Origin of the sequence: Lysobacter arenosi, assembly GCF_016613475.2 — a bacterium.
Taxonomy (GTDB): Bacteria; Pseudomonadota; Gammaproteobacteria; order Xanthomonadales; family Xanthomonadaceae; genus Lysobacter_J; species Lysobacter_J arenosi.
This window is the reverse complement of sequence record NZ_CP071517.1, coordinates 2,050,788-2,066,812: the sequence shown is the minus strand read 5'-3', so window position 1 is coordinate 2,066,812 and position 16,025 is coordinate 2,050,788. Positions and strand designations below refer to the sequence as shown.

The window sequence follows — 16,025 nt, the reverse complement described above, 5'->3', positions numbered from 1 at the left end:
TTCTGGTCCCCCCGTGATTTCCTTCCGTAATTTCGCCCTCCGCCGGGGCGAGCGCCTGCTGTTGTCCAACGTCGACTTGGCCCTGCATGCCGGCTGGCGCGTGGGCGTGATCGGCCGCAACGGCACCGGCAAGTCGTCGTTGTTTGCCGCGATCCAGGGCCATGTCGAAGCCGACAAGGGCGACATAGATGTACCGACCCGCGTGCGCATCGCCAGCGTTGCCCAGGAGACCCCGGCGCTCGACGAACCGGCGCTCGATTTCGTGTTGTCCGGCGATGCGCTGGTGCATGCGGCGATCGTCGCCGAGCGCGAAGCGGTCGAGCGCGAGGACTGGGAGGCCGTCGCCGAAGCGCACCACCGCCTGGAAGAACTCAACGGCTACGACGCCACCGCGCGTGCCGGCAAGCTGCTGCACGGCCTGGGCTTCTCGCCCGACACGCACGAACGCGCCGTCAAGGAATTCTCCGGCGGCTGGCGCGTGCGCCTGAACCTGGCGCGCGCGCTGATGACGCCGTCGGACCTGCTGCTGCTCGACGAACCGACCAATCACCTCGACCTCGACGCGGTGCTATGGCTGGAACAGTGGCTGCTCAAGTACCCGGGCACGCTGCTGCTGATCTCTCACGATCGCGAGTTCCTCGACGAGATCACCACCCACACGCTGCATCTGCACGACGGCAAGGGCAAGCTCTACACCGGCGACTACACTGCCTTCGAGCGCCAGCGCGCCGAACACCTGCGCCTGCAGCAGATCACCCACGAGAAGGTGCAGGCCGAACGCGCCCACCTGCAGAGCTTCATCGACCGCTTCAGCGCCAGCGCGGCCAAGGCCAAGCAGGCGCAGTCGCGGGTCAAGCGCCTGGCCAAGATGGCCGACACCGAGGCGGTGCGCGTGGAGCGCGCGCTGCGGATCGAGTTCCCGGCGCCGGCGAAGCTGCCGCACGCGCTGCTGCGCGTGACCCACGCCGATTGCGGTTACGGCGACCACACCGTGCTGCACCAGATCGGCTTCATCCTCGAAGCCGGCGACCGCGTAGCACTGCTGGGTCCCAACGGCGCCGGCAAGTCGACCCTGGTGAAGACCCTGGTCGGCGAACTGCCGCTGCTCAGCGGCGAGCGCGGCGGCCATCCCGACCTGCGCATCGGCTACTTCGCCCAGCACACGGTCGAGTCGCTGCGTGAAGGCACGACCGCGATCGACCATCTGGCCGACATCGCGCCGGGCGTGGCCACGCAGCAGTTGCGTGACTTCCTCGGCAAGTGGAACTTCCCCGGCGACCGCGCGTTCGAGAAGGTCGACGTGTTCTCCGGCGGCGAGCGTGCGCGCCTGGCGCTGGCGCTGATCGCCTGGCGCAAGCCGAACGTGCTGCTGCTCGACGAACCGACCAACCACCTCGACCTCGACATGCGTGAGGCCCTGGCCGAGGCGCTGAGCATCTTCGAAGGCGCGATCGTGATGGTCAGCCACGACCGCCATCTCATCGGCCTGGTCTGCGATACGTTCTGGCGCGTCGCTGACGGCGTCGCGCAACCGTTCGACGGCGATCTCGATGCCTACGCGGTGTGGCTGCGCACCCGCGACAGCAGCAACGACGGCAAAGTGCCGGCCAAGGTGGCCGCGGCAGCGCCGGCGCCAGTTGTGGCGGCCAAGCCGGTCGCCAAGGCAACCAAGGCCAACGCCCACAAGCTGGCGCAGGCCGAAGCGCGCGTGGCCGAACTGGAATCGAAGCTGCACACCCTCGACATGGATCTGGCCGATCCGGACCAGTACGCCGGCGGCGGCACCGATGCGGCCGAACTGGCCAAGCGTCGCGAGCAGGTGGCGGCGGAGCTGGCGAAGGCGGAAGAAGCGCTGCTGGGGTTGTACGAGGGCGCCTGACCAGCCCGCGAGGCCCTCCAGGTCGCCTCGCGGTCATCGGGTGCTTGAAAAGCGGGCAGTTGCCTCCAGAATGCCGGCCTGTCTCCGCAATGCGTCGTGCCATGCCGATCTATGCCTTCGAGTGCGCCGCCTGCGGCCACGCCTTTGACCGCCTGCAAAAGTTGTCCGAGGCCGATCCCACGCAGTGCCCGGTCTGCGGCGAGCCGCACGTACGCCGTCAGCTGACCGCGCCGCAGTTCCGCCTGGCCGGCGGCGGCTGGTACGAGACCGACTTCAAGAAGGACGGCGACAAGAAGCGCAACCTGGCCGGCGAGGGATCCTCATCCTCGGGCGGCGGCGACAGCAAAGCGTCCGAAAGCAAGCCGGCCGACAGCAAGCCTGCCGAGAAGAAGGCCGAACCGGCCCCTCCCAGCAAGACCTGAGGCCTGGCTCAGTAGCCAAAGCGCCCGCTGCAGCCCTGGCTCACCCAGATCGCGCTGCCGGTGAAGCCCCAGGTCCGGCCTTGTACGCAGGGTTGGCTGGACAGCTGCTGCTGCAATCGCGGGGTGCCGGTTCCGGCCGGCCACTGGCATGCCTTGGGGCGGGCGTCGACGCTGCTGCACACCACTGACGGCGTGCCTGGCAGCGGGGCGACCGGTTGCGTGGCACCGAGGGCGACAAACACCGCCCGGCATCCGCGGCCGACATAGACCTGGCCATCCTGCGACTGCCAGGTCTGGCCTTCGATGCAGGGTTGGCTGCCCGACGACTGCCGCAACAGGCGCGACGGCCCCGACCAAGGCACGCGGCAGATGCTTGCCTGGTTGTTGAAGCTTTCGCAGGTCACGCTCTGGCCCACCGGTCCCGGTAGCGGCACCGGCCCGGCCGCGGCGAATTCGCCCCAACAGTTGTTGCCGACATAGACCTGGCCCCGCTGCGATTGCCAGCTGCGGCCTTCGACGCAGGGCGCACTGGAGAGCTGCCGGACGAGCGTCGAGTCACCGCTCCACGGCACCCGGCAGATTTGCGCGCGGCCATTGTGGCTCTCGCACACGACCGTGTCCGAGGAGGCCGGCGGCGCACCGCCCAGCGACTCGGCGATGTCGGCCTTGATCTGGCTGAAGCGCCAGTTCGAGCGGTTGACCTGGTCGAGGTAGAACTGCAGCTGGTCGTCCGGGATCCGGCGTCCACGGGACTGCTCCTCGTACTCCATGCTGATGACCCGGATCTGGTCCTGGTAGGACAGGCTGCGCAGGTCTTCCGGTGCGTAGGCGCGCTGCTGGGCGGCGGCCGGGAAGGCCAGCACCGCCAGGCACAGCGCCAGCAACCACGGCTTGATCGAGCGATTCATGCGACCCACCTTGGTGGAAATCAGGTCGAAATGGCGGCAACGGCCACGTCCGCTGCGATCCGCGGGCAAGTAACCCGCCGGTGCCGTTAAAATGACGTGTTCTCCGGCCCAGGCCGGAGTGTCGAATTGTCCGGCCCTGGCCGGAGAGTCCAGTTTTCCGGCCTTGGCCGGAATACCAATTTTCCGGCCCTGGCCGGATGTGTAACCCCGGAGCCCCCATGCGTACCCATTTTTGCGGCCTCATCGATGAGGCCCTGATCGGACAGACCGTCACTTTGTGCGGCTGGGCCGACGTTGCCCGTAACCTCGGCGGCCTGTGCTTCATCGACCTGCGCGATCACGAAGGCATCGTCCAGATCGTGGCCGAGCCGACGCAGGATCCGGCGCTGGGTGCGGGCGAGGTCAATGCCGCGGTGATCGCGGCGGCGGCGCAGGTGGGCTACGAAGACTGCCTGCGCATCACCGGCGTGGTGCGCAAGCGCGAAGCGGTCAACGCCAAGATCCGCACCGGCCAGGTCGAAGTGGTGGCAACGAAGATCGAGCTGCTCAACAAGGCCGAGCCGCTGCCGTTCCACGCCCACGAGAACCCGGGCGAGGACATCCGCCTGCAGTACCGCTACCTCGACCTGCGCACCCCGGAAATGCAGCGCAAGATGCGCACCCGCATCAAGCTGGTGCAGGCACTGCGTCGTTACCTCGACGAGCGCGGCTTCCAGGACATCGAAACCCCGATCCTGACCAAGGCCACGCCGGAAGGCGCGCGCGACTTCCTGGTGCCGGCACGCATGCACCACGGCGAGTTCTACGCATTGCCGCAGTCGCCGCAGCTGTTCAAGCAGATCCTGATGATGGCCGGCTTCGACCGGTACTACCAGATCGCGCGCTGCTTCCGCGACGAGGCGCTGCGCGCCGATCGCCAGCTCGAGTTCACCCAGCTCGACATGGAGTTCGCGTGGGTGTCCGAGCGCGACGTGCAGGACCTGACCGAGGAAATGATCCGCTCGGTGTTCCGCGAAGTGATGGGCGTCGAGCTGGCCGCGCAGTTCCCGCGCATGACCTACGCCGAGGCGATGCGTCGCTACGGTTCGGACAAGCCGGACCTGCGCATCGCTATGGAGTTCACCGACATCGCCGAGCTGGTGAAGAACTGCGAGTTCAAGGTCTTCACCGACTGGGCAAACCATGAAGACGGCCGCGTGGTCGCGTTGCGCGTTCCGGGCGCGGCGACGCTCAGCCGCAAGCAGATCGACGACTACGGCGCGCACGCCGCCAAGCACGGCGCCAAGGGTCTGGCGTGGATGAAGGTCGAGGACGCTGGCAAGGGCCGCGAAGGCGTCAACTCGCCGATCGCCAAGTTCCTCGACGATGTCACGCTGGCGGCGATCCTGTCCGCCACCGGCGCGCAGACCGGCGATGCGATCTTCTTCGGCGCCGCCACCTACAAGTCGGCCAGCGATTTCATGGGCGCGCTGCGCCTGAAACTGGGCAAGGACCTGGGCATGGTCGCCGACACCTGGGCACCGCTGTGGGTGACCGACTTCCCGATGTTCGAGTGGGACGACGAGGAGAACCGCTACGTCGCCCTGCATCACCCGTTCACCGCGCCGGCGGTCGACTCGATCTCCGAGCTGCGCGCCAATGCCAAGACCGCGGTGAGCCGTGGCTACGACATGGTGCTCAACGGCAACGAGATCGGCGGTGGTTCGATCCGCATCCACAACTCGGCGATGCAGTCGGCGGTGTTCGAGCTGCTCGGCATCGGTGCGGAAGAAGCCGAAGGCAAGTTCGGCTTCCTGCTCGACGCGCTCAAGTACGGCGCGCCGCCGCACGGCGGCATCGCCTTCGGCATCGACCGCATCGCCGCGCTGATGGCCGGCACCGAGTCGATCCGTGACGTCATCGCCTTCCCCAAGACCACGACCGCGCAGTGCCTGATGACCGGCGCACCGTCGCCGGTGCCGGACGCGCAGCTGGCGGAAGTGCACATTCAAGTTCGTCCGAAGAAAGAAGGGAAGTAATCGCAATGACCGAAGTTGATGTGGATCAGGTTGCTGTAGAGCTCGAGTGGGAAGCGCTGGTCGAGGCCGGTACGGCCGCCGGTGCCGGCCTGGTGACCGAGCGCGCGCAGGTGTTCGGCGGTTGGCTGGTGCGCACGCGTACCGCCGCAGGACAGCTGTCGATGACGTTCGTCGCCGACGGCCAGTTCCGCTGGGACGGTGAGGATTTCGGCGACGAGGACTACGAGGAAGAAGAGGACGAGGACGCCGAGGAAGGCGAGGAAGACGAAGAGTCTGACGAAGAAGAAGAGGACGAAGAGGAAGCCTGATCGTGGCGGCTGTCACCATCAGACGTGCCACCGTGGCCGACGCGGAAACCGTGTCGGCCCTGGCCGCGCAGACCTTCACCGAAACCTTCGGGCACCAGTACCCGGAGGCAGACCTGCAGTTCTTCCTGCACGATAGCTATGCCGTCGACAAGCAGAAGGTGATCCTCGGCCACCCGGACTATGCGGTGTGGCTGCTGGAAGTGGATGGCAAGGCCGTCGGCCATGCTGCGGCAGGCCCCTGTGGCTTGCCGCACGCCGACGTCGCCGCTGGCGATGGCGAGTTCAAGCGCCTGTACGTGTTGCGCGAACACCAGAACGGCGGCTGGGGTGCGCGCTTGTTCGAGACCGCGCAGGAATGGCTGCTGCGCGACGGTCCACGGACGTTGTGGATTGGCGTCTGGAGCGAGAATCTCGGCGCGCAGCGGTTCTATGCGCGCTACGGGTTCGAGCGGGTAGGGGACTACGACTTCATCGTCGGCGGTACCCGCGATCACGAGTACATCCTGCGCCGGTCGGCGTAGCGTCTCCCATGCCCACCACCCGCGTCGTCCTGCTCCACGGCCTCTGGATGCCCCGCCTGTCGATGCACTGGCTGGCCCAGCGCCTGCGCGAGGCCGGCTTTGCCCCCGAGTTCTTCGGTTATGCCACCGTCGCCGGCGGCCCGGATGCGGCGATCCCGCGCCTGGCAGACCACCTGCAGCGGGCGCCCGCGCACGTGGTGGCCCACAGCCTCGGTGGCCTGGTCGCGCTGACCACACTGGAGCGCCACCCTGCGGTCCCGGTCGAGCGCGTGGTCTGCCTGGGCTCGCCGCTGTGCGGTAGTGCCGCCGCCAGCGGTATCGCGGGCTACGCCTGGACCGCGCCGACGCTGGGCCGGAGCGCCTCCCTGCTGCGCAAGGGCTGCGCGCCCTGGTCGGGCAAGGCCGAAGTGGGGATGGTCGCCGGCCGTACGTCGCTGGGGCTGGGCAAGTACTTCGGCCGCTTCCAGGAAGAGAACGACGGCACGGTGTCCGTGGCCGAAACCCGGCTTGCGGGCCTTGCGGACCACGTCGTGGTCGATACCAGCCACACCGGCCTGGTCTATTCCCGCCGGGTCGCCGGCCTGGTCGCCGGCTTCCTGCGCAACGGCCGCTTCGAGTCCCAAGCCGGGCAATCGTGACCGGCGGCACGTCCTGCCCAATCGAGTAAAATCGCCGCTTCGCCAAAGCAACAGCCTGGAAGAGTTCATGGGTAGAGGTCCCTCGATCGAGGCCCGCAAGAACGCGGTAGACGCGCAGCGCGGCAAGATCTTCACCAAGATCATTCGTGAAATCGGCGTCGCTGCACGCGCCGGTGGCGGTGACCCGTCGGGCAACCCGCGCCTGCGTGCGGCGGTCGACAAGGGCCTGTCGGTGAACATGTCCAAGGACGTGATCGAACGCGCCATCAAGAAGGCCACCGGCGAACTCGAAGGCGTCGTCTACGAGGAGATCCGCTACGAGGGCTATGCCCCCGGCGGTGTCGCCGTCATCGTCGACTGCCTGACCGACAACAAGGTCCGCACCGTCGCCGACGTGCGCCATGCCTTCGGCAAGTTCGGCGGCAACCTCGGCACCGACGGCTCGGTGTCCTTCATGTTCAGGAAGGTCGGCGTGCTGTCCTTCGCCGCCGGTGCCAGCGAAGACCAGGTCACCGAACTGGCGATCGATGCCGGCGCCGACGACGTGGTCGTCTACGACGATGGCGCGATCGACGTGGTCACCAGCCCCGACGCCTTCGCCACCGTCAAGGCGGCGATGGAAGCCGGCGGCCTCAAGGCCGACATCGCCGAAGTGACGATGCGCGCCGACAACGACATCGCCGTCAGCGGCGAGACCGCGCAGCAGGTGGTCAAGCTGCTGCGCTGGCTGGAGGACATGGACGATGTCCAGAGCGTCTACTCCAATGCCGACCTCGGCGAGGATGCCTACGCCTGACGGCGTAAGCTGACCACGTGATCAGAATCCTCGGGATAGACCCCGGTTCCCAGCGCACCGGTGTCGGCGTCATTGACGTCGCCGCCGACGGCCGCTGCACCTTCGTCCATGCGCGCGCGCTGGTCCTGCTCGATGCCGAGGACTTCCCGTCGCGGCTCGGGCTGCTGTGCGAGGGGCTGGAGGCGCTGCTGGACGAGTGGCAGCCGCAGCAGGTCGCGATCGAGACCGTGTTCATGGCCAAGTCGGCGACCTCGGCGCTCAAGCTCGGCCACGCCCGCGGCGCGGCATTGGCCACGGTGGTGCGCAGGCGCATTCCGATCAGCGAGTACGCACCGCGCGTGATCAAGCAGTCGCTGGTCGGTCGCGGTGCGGCCGAGAAGGACCAGGTCCAGCACATGGTGCGGTTGTTGCTGAACCTGCCGGACACCAAATTGCAGGCCGACGCCGCCGATGCACTGGCGGTCGCATTGACCCACGCGCACATGAGCGCGACGGCCGCGCGCACCGGCGTGGCCACCCACCTGTTGCGGAGACGCGGCGCATGATCGGTCGTCTGAAAGGCATCCTCGTCCACAAGCAGCCGCCGTGGCTGGTGGTGGACGTGAACGGCGTCGGCTACGAGCTCGAGGCGCCGATGAGCACCTTCTACGACCTGCCTGACCTCGGCCGTGAAGTCGCGCTGTTCACCCATTACGCGCAGAAGGAAGACAGCGTCTCGCTGTACGGCTTCCTGCGCGAGGGCGAGCGCCGCCTGTTCCGCGACGTGCAGCGGGTGTCCGGCATCGGCGCCAAGATCGCCCTGGCGGTGCTCTCGGGCACTTCGGTGGACGAGTTCGCGCGCCTGGTCCAGTCCGGCGACATCACCGCGCTGACCCGCATCCCCGGCATCGGCAAGAAGACCGCCGAGCGCATGGTCGTGGAGCTGCGCGACCGCGCGGCCGACCTGGCCGGCGCCGGCGTGACCCTGACCGGTAGCGGCGCTGCCGCCGACCCCCAGAGCGAAGCCGTCATTGCCCTGCAACAGCTGGGCTACAAGCCGGCCGAAGCCGTGCGCATGGCGCGCGAAGCGACCGCGGCCGGCGATGACGCCGCCGCCATCATCCGCAAAGCGCTAAAGTCCGCGCTTCGTTGACGCCACGGCGGCCCCGGCCGCCCCGAGCAATCCACTCCATGTCCTCTCCCGCTACCCACTCGACCTCCGCCAATGGCGCGCAGCACGGCCACGGCAAACAGGGGCTGGGCGGCCTTGTCATCGGTGCCATCGGCGTCGTCTTCGGCGACATCGGTACCAGCCCGCTGTACACCCTGAAGGAAGCGTTCTCGCCGCACTTCGGGCTGATCGGCAACCACGACACGGTGCTGGGCATCCTGTCGCTGGTGTTCTGGGCGCTGATGATCGTGGTGACGGTGAAGTACGTGACCATCATCATGCGCGCCGACAACGAGGGCGAGGGCGGCATCATGGCGTTGATGACGCTGGCCCAGCGCACCCTGGCCAAGGGTTCGCGCTCGGCGTACATCATCGGCATCCTCGGAATCTTCGGTGCCTCGCTGTTCTTCGGCGACAGCGTGATCACGCCGGCCATCACCGTGCTCGGCGCGGTCGAGGGCCTGGAGGTCGCCGCACCCGGCCTGCACCGGTTCATCGTGCCGATCGCGGTCGTGATCCTGGTGATGGTGTTCTTCGCCCAGCGCTTCGGCACCGAGAAGGTCGGCCGGATCTTCGGGCCGATCACCACGGTCTGGTTCCTGGCGCTGGCGGCGATCGGCATCCACAACATCATCGAAGCTCCGGAAGTGCTCAAGGCGCTGAACCCGATGTGGGGCGCGCGCTTCTTCGTCGAGCACGGTTCGCACTCGGTGCTGATCCTGGGCGTGGTCGTGCTGGCCGTGACCGGCGGCGAGGCGCTGTACGCCGACATGGGCCACTTCGGTCCGCGGCCGATCCGCTACGCCTGGTACATCCTTGTGCTGCCGTGCCTGATGCTGAACTACCTGGGGCAGGGCGCGTTCGTGCTCGGTCACCCGGAGGCGGTCAAGAACCCGTTCTTCGAGGCCGTGCCGACGTGGGCGCTGTACCCGATGATCGTGCTGGCGACGATGGCCGCGGTGATCGCCTCGCAGGCCGTGATCACCGGTGCCTATTCGGTCGCCCGCCAGGCCATGCAGCTGGGCTACATCCCGCGCATGCAGGTCAAGCACACCTCGCAGTCGACCATCGGCCAGATCTATGTCCCGTACATCAACTGGCTGCTGATGATCGCGGTGCTGGCGGTGGTGCTGATGTTCCGCAGCTCGACCGCACTGGCCACGGCGTACGGCATCTCGGTGTCGGCGACGATGCTGATCGACACCCTGCTGCTGGCGCTGGTCGCGCGCGCGCTGTGGCCGCGCTGGCGCACCTGGGTGCTGCCGCTGTGCCTGCTGTTCTTCGTGGTCGATGTCGGCTTCGTCATCGCCAACGGCGCCAAGTTCTTCGACGGCGCCTGGTTCCCGCTCCTGCTGGGCCTGGTCGTATTCACCCTGCTGCGCACCTGGCGCCGCGGCCGTGAGCTGCTGCATGACGAGGTGCGCAAGGAAGGCATCTCGCTCGACAGCTTCCTGCCCGGCCTGATGCTGGCGCCGCCGGTGCGCGTGCCGGGCACGGCGATCTTCATGACCGCCGACAAGGGCGTGGTGCCGCATGCGCTGCTGCACAACCTCAAGCACAACAAGGTGCTGCACGAGCGCAACGTGTTCCTGACGGTGGAGACGCTCAACGTCCCCTACGCGCCGCGCGACAAGCGCCTGAAGATCCAGGCCATCGGCGACGATTTCTACCGCGTGCTGATCCGCTTCGGCTTCATGGAAGTGCCCGACGTGCCGCTGGCGCTGATGCGCTCGTGCGATGCCGGCGGCACGTACTTCGACCCGATGGACACCACCTACTTCGCCAGCCGCGAGACCGTGGTGGCCAGCCGCCACCGCGGCATGCCGATCTGGCGCGACCGCCTGTTCGCCTTCATGCACCGCAACGCCGCGCCGGCCACGGGATTCTTCCGCATCCCGGGCAACCGCCTGGTGGAGCTGGGGGCGCAGGTCGAGATCTGACCGCCTAGGTCTGCGGAACGGCATCGCGCGCCGGGCCGGGGATTGCCCAGCCCCACGCGCGATGTGAGAACGATCGGACTTTCGCCCTGCGCGCCATGCCTGCGACCCCTGCCCATGCGAACATACGGGCATGAATGACTCCCGCATCATCGCTGCCGGCGCCACCCGCGAGGACGAGGCCATCGAGGCGTCGATCCGGCCCAAGCGGCTGGACGAATACCTCGGCCAGGCGCCGGTGCGCGAGCAGATGAAGATCTACATCGAGGCCGCCAAGGCACGCGGCGAGGCCCTCGACCACGTCCTGATCTTCGGCCCGCCCGGCCTCGGCAAGACCACCCTCAGCCACGTCATCGCCAACGAGCTCGGCGTCGGCCTGCGCCAGACCTCCGGCCCGGTGATCGAGAAGGCCGGCGACCTTGGCCGCGCTGCTGACCAACCTGCAGCCGCACGACGTGCTGTTCGTCGACGAGATCCATCGTCTCTCTCGCCGGCGATCGAGGAAGTGCTCTATCCGGCGATGGAGGACTACCAGATCGACATCATGATCGGCGAGGGCCCCGCGGCCCGCTCGATCAAGCTCGACCTGCCGCCATTCACCCTGATCGGCGCGACCACTCGCGCCGGCCTGCTGACCGCGCCTTTGCGCGACCGCTTCGGCATCGTCCAGCGCCTGGAGTTCTACAGCGCCGAGGAACTGACGAAGATCGTGCGCCGCTCGGCGCAGATCCTCGGCATCGCCTGCGAACCGGAAGGCGCGGCCGAAATCGCCCGCCGCTCGCGCGGCACCCCGCGCATCGCCAATCGCCTGCTGCGCCGCGTGCGCGACTTCGCCCAGGTCCGCGCCGGTGGCGACATCACCCGCGACGTCGCCGATGCGGCGATGGCCATGCTCAAGGTCGACCCGGAGGGTTTCGACGAGCTCGACCGGCGCATGCTCAAGATCATCATCGAATCCTTCGACGGCGGCCCGGTCGGCGTCGAATCGCTGGCCGCGGCGCTGAGCGAGGAGCGCGGCACGCTCGAGGACGTGATCGAGCCGTACCTGATCCAGCAGGGCTACCTCATCCGCACCGCGCGCGGCCGGATGGCCACTCCCAAGGCCTACCGTCACATCGGCCTGAGGCCGAAAGCCAGCAACGGCGGGCTTTTCGAGGAGGCCGGAAGTGACGGTTGATGTGGCGTTCAGTTGGCCGACACGGGTCTACTGGGAAGATACCGACGCTGGCGGCGTGGTCTACCACGCCCAGTACCTGGCGTTCCTCGAACGCGCGCGGACCGAGTGGATGCGTGCGCAGGGGTATGGCCAGGAGCTTTTGCGGATCGAGTACGGGCTGGTGTTCGCCGTGCGCGCCATGCAGCTGGACTTCCTCAAGCCGGCACGGCTGGACGATGCGCTGGCGGTGTCGGTGGGGCTGCAGGAATGCCGCCGTGCCAGCGCCGTTTTCACCCAGTCGATCGCGCGCGGCGGCGACCTGCTGCTGACCGCGCAGGTGCGGGTGGCGGCGCTGGATGCGGACGGATTCCGCCCGCGTCCGATCCCGCCGCCGTTGTACGACCAGCTCAAGGCGCTCGAGCAACCGCAGTAACCCCGATTCTGGCTTCACCCGTTTTCATCGATCGCAGTCCCCCAGTTGCACACAGTCCCGCGTGACGGGCACGGAGAACCAAGCATGACCCCATTGTTGACAGCACTGCAGGCCACCGCGGTGGAGCCCCTGCCGGAAGAGGCCGCCAATGCCGCCAACACAGCGGTGCAGGCGCTGTCGACGGGAGCCGTCGACAACAACAGTCTCAACCTGCTGCAGCTGGTGCTGCACGCCAGCATCCCGGTGCAGCTGGTCATGCTGTTGCTGCTGTTCGGTTCGATCGCATCGTGGGTGATCATCTTCCGCAAGAAGCGCGTGCTCGACCGCGCCGCGCGCGAGGCCGACCAGTTCGAAGAGCGCTTCTGGTCCGGCGCCGAGCTGTCCAAGCTCTACGCCGGCACCACCGAGCGCAACCGCGAGATCGGCGGCCTGGAAGCGATCTTCGAAGCCGGCTTCCGCGAGTTCGGCCGCCTGCGCCAGCGCCGCGGCGCCGACAGCCGCATGCAGCTCGAAGGTGCCCAGCGCGCCATGCGCGCCACCGGCTCGCGCGAGATCGACGGGCTTGAGCACAACCTGGAATTCCTCGCCAACGTCGGTTCGATCAGCCCGTATGTCGGTCTGTTCGGCACGGTGTGGGGCATCATGATTTCGTTCCAGGGCCTGGCCAACATGAAGGAAGCGACCATCGCCACGGTCGCCCCCGGCATCTCCGAGGCGCTGATCGCCACGGCGATGGGCCTGTTCGCCGCGATCCCGGCAGTGTGGGCCTACAACCGCTACGCGACCAAGGTCGAACGCATGTCGGTGCGCTACGACGCGTTCTCCGAAGAGTTCTCCTCGATCCTGCAGCGCCAGGCGAACCTCGACGAGACCTGATGCGATTCCCTCGCAACGTCCCGCACGTCACGTGCGGACCTTCATCGGCCCGCTTCGGGCCGTGAACCACTGATTACGAGAGGAAGGCCATGGCCGGTATCACCGCGCGCCGCCATCGCAAGCGCAAGCTCAAAGCCGAGATCAACGTCGTTCCCTATATCGACGTGATGCTGGTGCTGCTGATCATCTTCATGGTCACCGCACCGCTGTTGAATCTCGGTGTCGACATCGACCTGCCGCAGTCCAATGCCAAGTCGATCCAGGAAAAGAAGGACCCGGTCGTCGTCAGCGTCGATCCCGACGGGCATTACTTCCTCGCCCTGAAGGCAGGCAGCAACGAGGCGGTCACCGCCGAAGCGCTGCAGGCCAAGGTGTCGGCGATCGTCGCGCAGAACCCGGATGTCGCCGTGTTCGTCGCCGGTGACGCCAAGGCCAATTACCAGAGGGTGATGGACGCGCTGGTGCTGTTGCAGAGCGCGAACGTGAAGAAGGTCGGTCTGATGAGTCAACCGGATCAGGCCCAGAGCCAGGCGGGTCGCTGATGCGGGAATCGCGCGCCGACACCGCGCGGGCGATCTGGCAGGCGATAGGGCTGCACGCCCTGCTGTTTGCCCTGATGTTCGTCGGTCTGCTGTGGACCCGTGCTGCGGCACCGGTGTCGGCGGCAGGCTCGCCCGTGACCGCTGAACTGATCGACGCCGACGCATTGTCGCCGGCGATGCAGCGCACGTTGCTCAAGCGTCCCAAGCCGGCCGAGCTGCCCAAGCCGGAACCGGAAGAAGCCGCGCCGCTGCCGCAACCGTTGCCGGAACCACGGCCGGAAGATTCGGTCGCCACGCCGCAGCCGCAGCCGCAGGATTTCATTCCGGTTCCGGACAACGAGAACCAGGAAGCCGTGGTCGACCAGCCCACGCCGATCGCCGCCGAGGAAGACAAGGTCCAGGAAGCCAAGCGCAAGCAGGACCAGGTCGACCTGACCGAGCGGGAGCGCCAGGAGCAGATCGAGAAACAGCGTCGCCTGTCCGAGCAGCAGGACCAGGAGCGCCAGCAGAAGCTGGCCGAGATCCGCCGCAAGCGTGAAGCCGCCGCGCGCGAGGCCGACCTGGCCGAGCAGCGCCTGCGCCAGATCGCCGACGTCCGCTCGCGGCCTTCGCCGGCCGAATCGGCCGGCAGCAGCGATGCCAGCCCGCCGCCGGGCAACAACGGTGCCGATACCGGCTTGCAGGCGCGCTATGCCGCCGCATTGCAGGAAGCGATCCTGAGCAAGTGGACCCGCCCGGAGACGATTCCGGTCGGTTCGCGCTGCACGCTGCTGATCCGGCAATTGCCCGGTGGGCAGGTGATGAGCGCGGAAGTGTCAGAGCCGTGCGCCTACGATGAGCAGGGTCGTCGCTCGATCGAAGCGGCCGTGCGCAAGGCGCAGCCACTGCCGTATGCCGGGTTCGAGAAGGTGTTCGCCCGCGATCTGACCCTGAAGTTCACCGCACAGGATCGTTGAGGCGGGGAGAAAGTGTCTCAAACGGGCGGAAGATGAGGTGTTTTCGCCCTTGGCTTGAACCCACGTTCACCCCGCGCCTGTTAACAATTGCAAAGCTGAATGACCGCATTACTGGAGCACCGATGAACCGACCCGTTGCCTGGCTTGCCTCGCTGCTCGCCCTGCTGCTTCCCGTCGCCGCTTTCGCCCAGCAGGGGCTCGAGATCGACATCGTCGGCGGCAATGCCGCTGCCCTCCCGATCGCCGTGGTGCCGATGCCCTACCAGGGCAGTGGCACAGCGCCGGAAACCGACGTCGCCCAGGTGGTCAGTGCCGACCTGGCGCGCTCCGGGCAGTTCCGGCCGCTGCCGGACAAGGACATCATCGAAAAGCCGACCAAGGGCGGGGAGATCAACTACCCGACCTGGCGCGCGTTGAACCAGGACTTCATCGTCGTCGGCCGCGTGCTCGATGCCGGCGCCGGCAGCTATCGCCTCGAGTACGAGCTGTTCGACGTGGCCAAGCAGCAGCGCCTGCTCGGCTTCGCCCTGACTGCCCGCGCCAACGCGATGCGTGACGTCGCCCACCAGGTGTCCGACGCGGTCTACGAAAAGATCACCGGCATCCGCGGCGCGTTCTTCACCCGCATCGCCTATGTCACCGCGACCGGCACCGGCAAGGGCGCCCAGTACGCGCTGATGGTCGCCGACTCCGACGGCTTCAACCCGCAGACCGTGGTGCGCTCGCCCGAGCCGCTGCTGTCGCCGTCGTGGAGCCCGGACGGTGGCCGCCTGGCCTATGTCAGCTTCGAGGGCGGCAACTCCTCGATCTACATCCAGAACATCACCTCCGGCAGCCGCGAGCTGATCGCCAAGTTCCGTGGCATCAACGGCGCCCCGTCGTTCTCGCCCGACGGCCGTCGCCTGGCCCTGACCCTGTCGCGCAGCGGCAACCCCGAGATCTACGTGATGGACCTGGGCAGCAAGGCGCTGACCCAGCTGACCAACCATTTCAGCATCGACACCGAGCCGAGCTGGAGTGCCGACGGCGGCACCATCTACTTCACTTCCGACCGCGGCGGCCGCCCGCAGATCTACTCGGTTCCGTCCAGCGGCGGCAGTGCCACCCGCGTCACCTTCCAGGGCAGCTACAACGCCAGCGCCAGCATTTCGGCTGACGGCAAGAAGATCGCCACCGCCCAGGGCGCCGGCAATGTCTACCGCATCGCCATGATGGACAGCACCCTCGGGTCTGCGCGCTGGAGCACACTTTCGCCCGGATCCCTGGACGAGTCGCCCAGCTTTGCCCCGAATGGCGCGATGATCCTTTATGCTGCGCGCGAGGGCCGCCGGGGCGTGCTCTATGCCGTTTCGTCCGATGCCCGGGTGCGCCAGCGCCTGGTGCTTGCGGATGGGGACGTGCGTGAGCCGGCTTGGGGGCCATTCCGCTTGCCTCGCTGATTCTGTTGGAGTGCTCCTGACGGAGTGATCCGCAGGACCGGCGAAG

At 67.5% G+C, this 16,025-nt stretch carries 17 protein-coding genes; 16 read left to right on the top strand and 1 reads right to left on the bottom strand.

The features are described 5' to 3' along the window. Positions 1 to 13: 13 nt before the first annotated feature. Both HIV01_RS09670 and HIV01_RS09665 read left to right on the top strand, forming a co-directional pair. Positions 14 to 1,879 (top strand): ABC-F family ATP-binding cassette domain-containing protein, encoded by a 1,866-nt coding sequence (locus HIV01_RS09670; RefSeq protein ID WP_200606725.1) that lies wholly within the window; start codon positions 14 to 16, stop codon positions 1,877 to 1,879. A 101-nt stretch (positions 1,880 to 1,980) separates the two neighbouring features. Then, positions 1,981 to 2,301: an FmdB family zinc ribbon protein gene (locus tag HIV01_RS09665; protein WP_200606724.1), complete on the top strand. Its 321-nt coding sequence runs from the start codon at positions 1,981 to 1,983 to the stop codon at positions 2,299 to 2,301. An 8-nt stretch (positions 2,302 to 2,309) separates the two neighbouring features. On the opposite strand, the gene HIV01_RS09660 is transcribed toward HIV01_RS09665, so the two are convergent. Further along, complete coding sequence (locus HIV01_RS09660) at positions 2,310 to 3,209, bottom strand: DUF3011 domain-containing protein (protein WP_200606723.1); 900 nt, start codon at positions 3,207 to 3,209, stop codon at positions 2,310 to 2,312. A 218-nt stretch (positions 3,210 to 3,427) separates the two neighbouring features. On the opposite strand from HIV01_RS09660, the gene aspS reads away from it, so the two are divergent. The 14 genes from aspS (at position 3,428) to tolB (ending at position 15,979) form a co-directional block, all read left to right on the top strand. Then, entirely contained in the window at positions 3,428 to 5,227 is a 1,800-nt protein-coding gene (gene aspS / locus HIV01_RS09655) for an aspartate--tRNA ligase (RefSeq protein WP_200606722.1), read from the top strand. Positions 5,228 to 5,247: 20 nt separating this feature from the next. Next, on the top strand, positions 5,248 to 5,535 hold the full coding sequence (locus tag HIV01_RS09650; RefSeq protein WP_425600275.1) for a DNA primase: 288 nt from the start codon (positions 5,248 to 5,250) through the stop codon (positions 5,533 to 5,535). Between the two features lie 2 nt (positions 5,536 to 5,537). Continuing rightward, positions 5,538 to 6,056, top strand: coding sequence for a GNAT family N-acetyltransferase (locus HIV01_RS09645; RefSeq protein WP_200606720.1), 519 nt, complete (start codon positions 5,538 to 5,540; stop codon positions 6,054 to 6,056). 8 nt (positions 6,057 to 6,064) lie between these two features. Further along, the gene (locus HIV01_RS09640) at positions 6,065 to 6,694 is read left to right on the top strand and encodes an esterase/lipase family protein (protein WP_200606718.1); all 630 of its coding nucleotides are present in this window, start codon (positions 6,065 to 6,067) and stop codon (positions 6,692 to 6,694) included. A gap of 67 nt (positions 6,695 to 6,761) precedes the next feature. Next, a complete protein-coding gene (locus HIV01_RS09635) occupies positions 6,762 to 7,490 on the top strand; it encodes a YebC/PmpR family DNA-binding transcriptional regulator (RefSeq protein ID WP_200606717.1) in 729 nt (242 codons plus the stop codon). A 17-nt stretch (positions 7,491 to 7,507) separates the two neighbouring features. Then, entirely contained in the window at positions 7,508 to 8,035 is a 528-nt protein-coding gene (gene ruvC, locus HIV01_RS09630) for a crossover junction endodeoxyribonuclease RuvC (RefSeq protein ID WP_200606716.1), read from the top strand. Then, entirely contained in the window at positions 8,032 to 8,622 is a 591-nt protein-coding gene (gene ruvA, locus HIV01_RS09625; protein WP_200606715.1) for a Holliday junction branch migration protein RuvA, read from the top strand. The genes ruvC and ruvA overlap by 4 nt, the downstream gene beginning before the upstream one ends. A gap of 38 nt (positions 8,623 to 8,660) precedes the next feature. Continuing rightward, complete coding sequence (locus HIV01_RS09620) at positions 8,661 to 10,580, top strand: potassium transporter Kup (protein ID WP_200606714.1); 1,920 nt, start codon at positions 8,661 to 8,663, stop codon at positions 10,578 to 10,580. A gap of 130 nt (positions 10,581 to 10,710) precedes the next feature. Then, the gene (ruvB, locus tag HIV01_RS09615) at positions 10,711 to 11,754 is read left to right on the top strand and encodes a Holliday junction branch migration DNA helicase RuvB (RefSeq protein WP_245156766.1); all 1,044 of its coding nucleotides are present in this window, start codon (positions 10,711 to 10,713) and stop codon (positions 11,752 to 11,754) included. Then, a complete protein-coding gene (gene ybgC, locus HIV01_RS09610; protein WP_200606712.1) occupies positions 11,744 to 12,166 on the top strand; it encodes a tol-pal system-associated acyl-CoA thioesterase in 423 nt (140 codons plus the stop codon). The genes ruvB and ybgC overlap by 11 nt, the downstream gene beginning before the upstream one ends. Before the next feature lie 84 nt (positions 12,167 to 12,250). Then, positions 12,251 to 13,042 (top strand): protein TolQ, encoded by a 792-nt coding sequence (gene tolQ / locus HIV01_RS09605; protein WP_200606711.1) that lies wholly within the window; start codon positions 12,251 to 12,253, stop codon positions 13,040 to 13,042. Between the two features lie 89 nt (positions 13,043 to 13,131). After that, positions 13,132 to 13,584 carry a protein TolR gene (gene tolR / locus HIV01_RS09600; RefSeq protein ID WP_200606709.1) on the top strand — a complete coding sequence of 151 codons (453 nt, stop codon included), beginning with the start codon at positions 13,132 to 13,134 and terminating at the stop codon, positions 13,582 to 13,584. Beyond that, positions 13,584 to 14,540 (top strand): cell envelope integrity TolA family protein, encoded by a 957-nt coding sequence (locus HIV01_RS09595; RefSeq protein WP_200606707.1) that lies wholly within the window; start codon positions 13,584 to 13,586, stop codon positions 14,538 to 14,540. The genes tolR and HIV01_RS09595 overlap by 1 nt, the downstream gene beginning before the upstream one ends. Positions 14,541 to 14,662: 122 nt before the next feature. After that, positions 14,663 to 15,979, top strand: a complete 1,317-nt coding sequence (tolB, locus tag HIV01_RS09590) for a Tol-Pal system beta propeller repeat protein TolB (RefSeq protein WP_200606705.1) — start codon at positions 14,663 to 14,665, stop codon at positions 15,977 to 15,979. Positions 15,980 to 16,025: the final 46 nt, after the last annotated feature.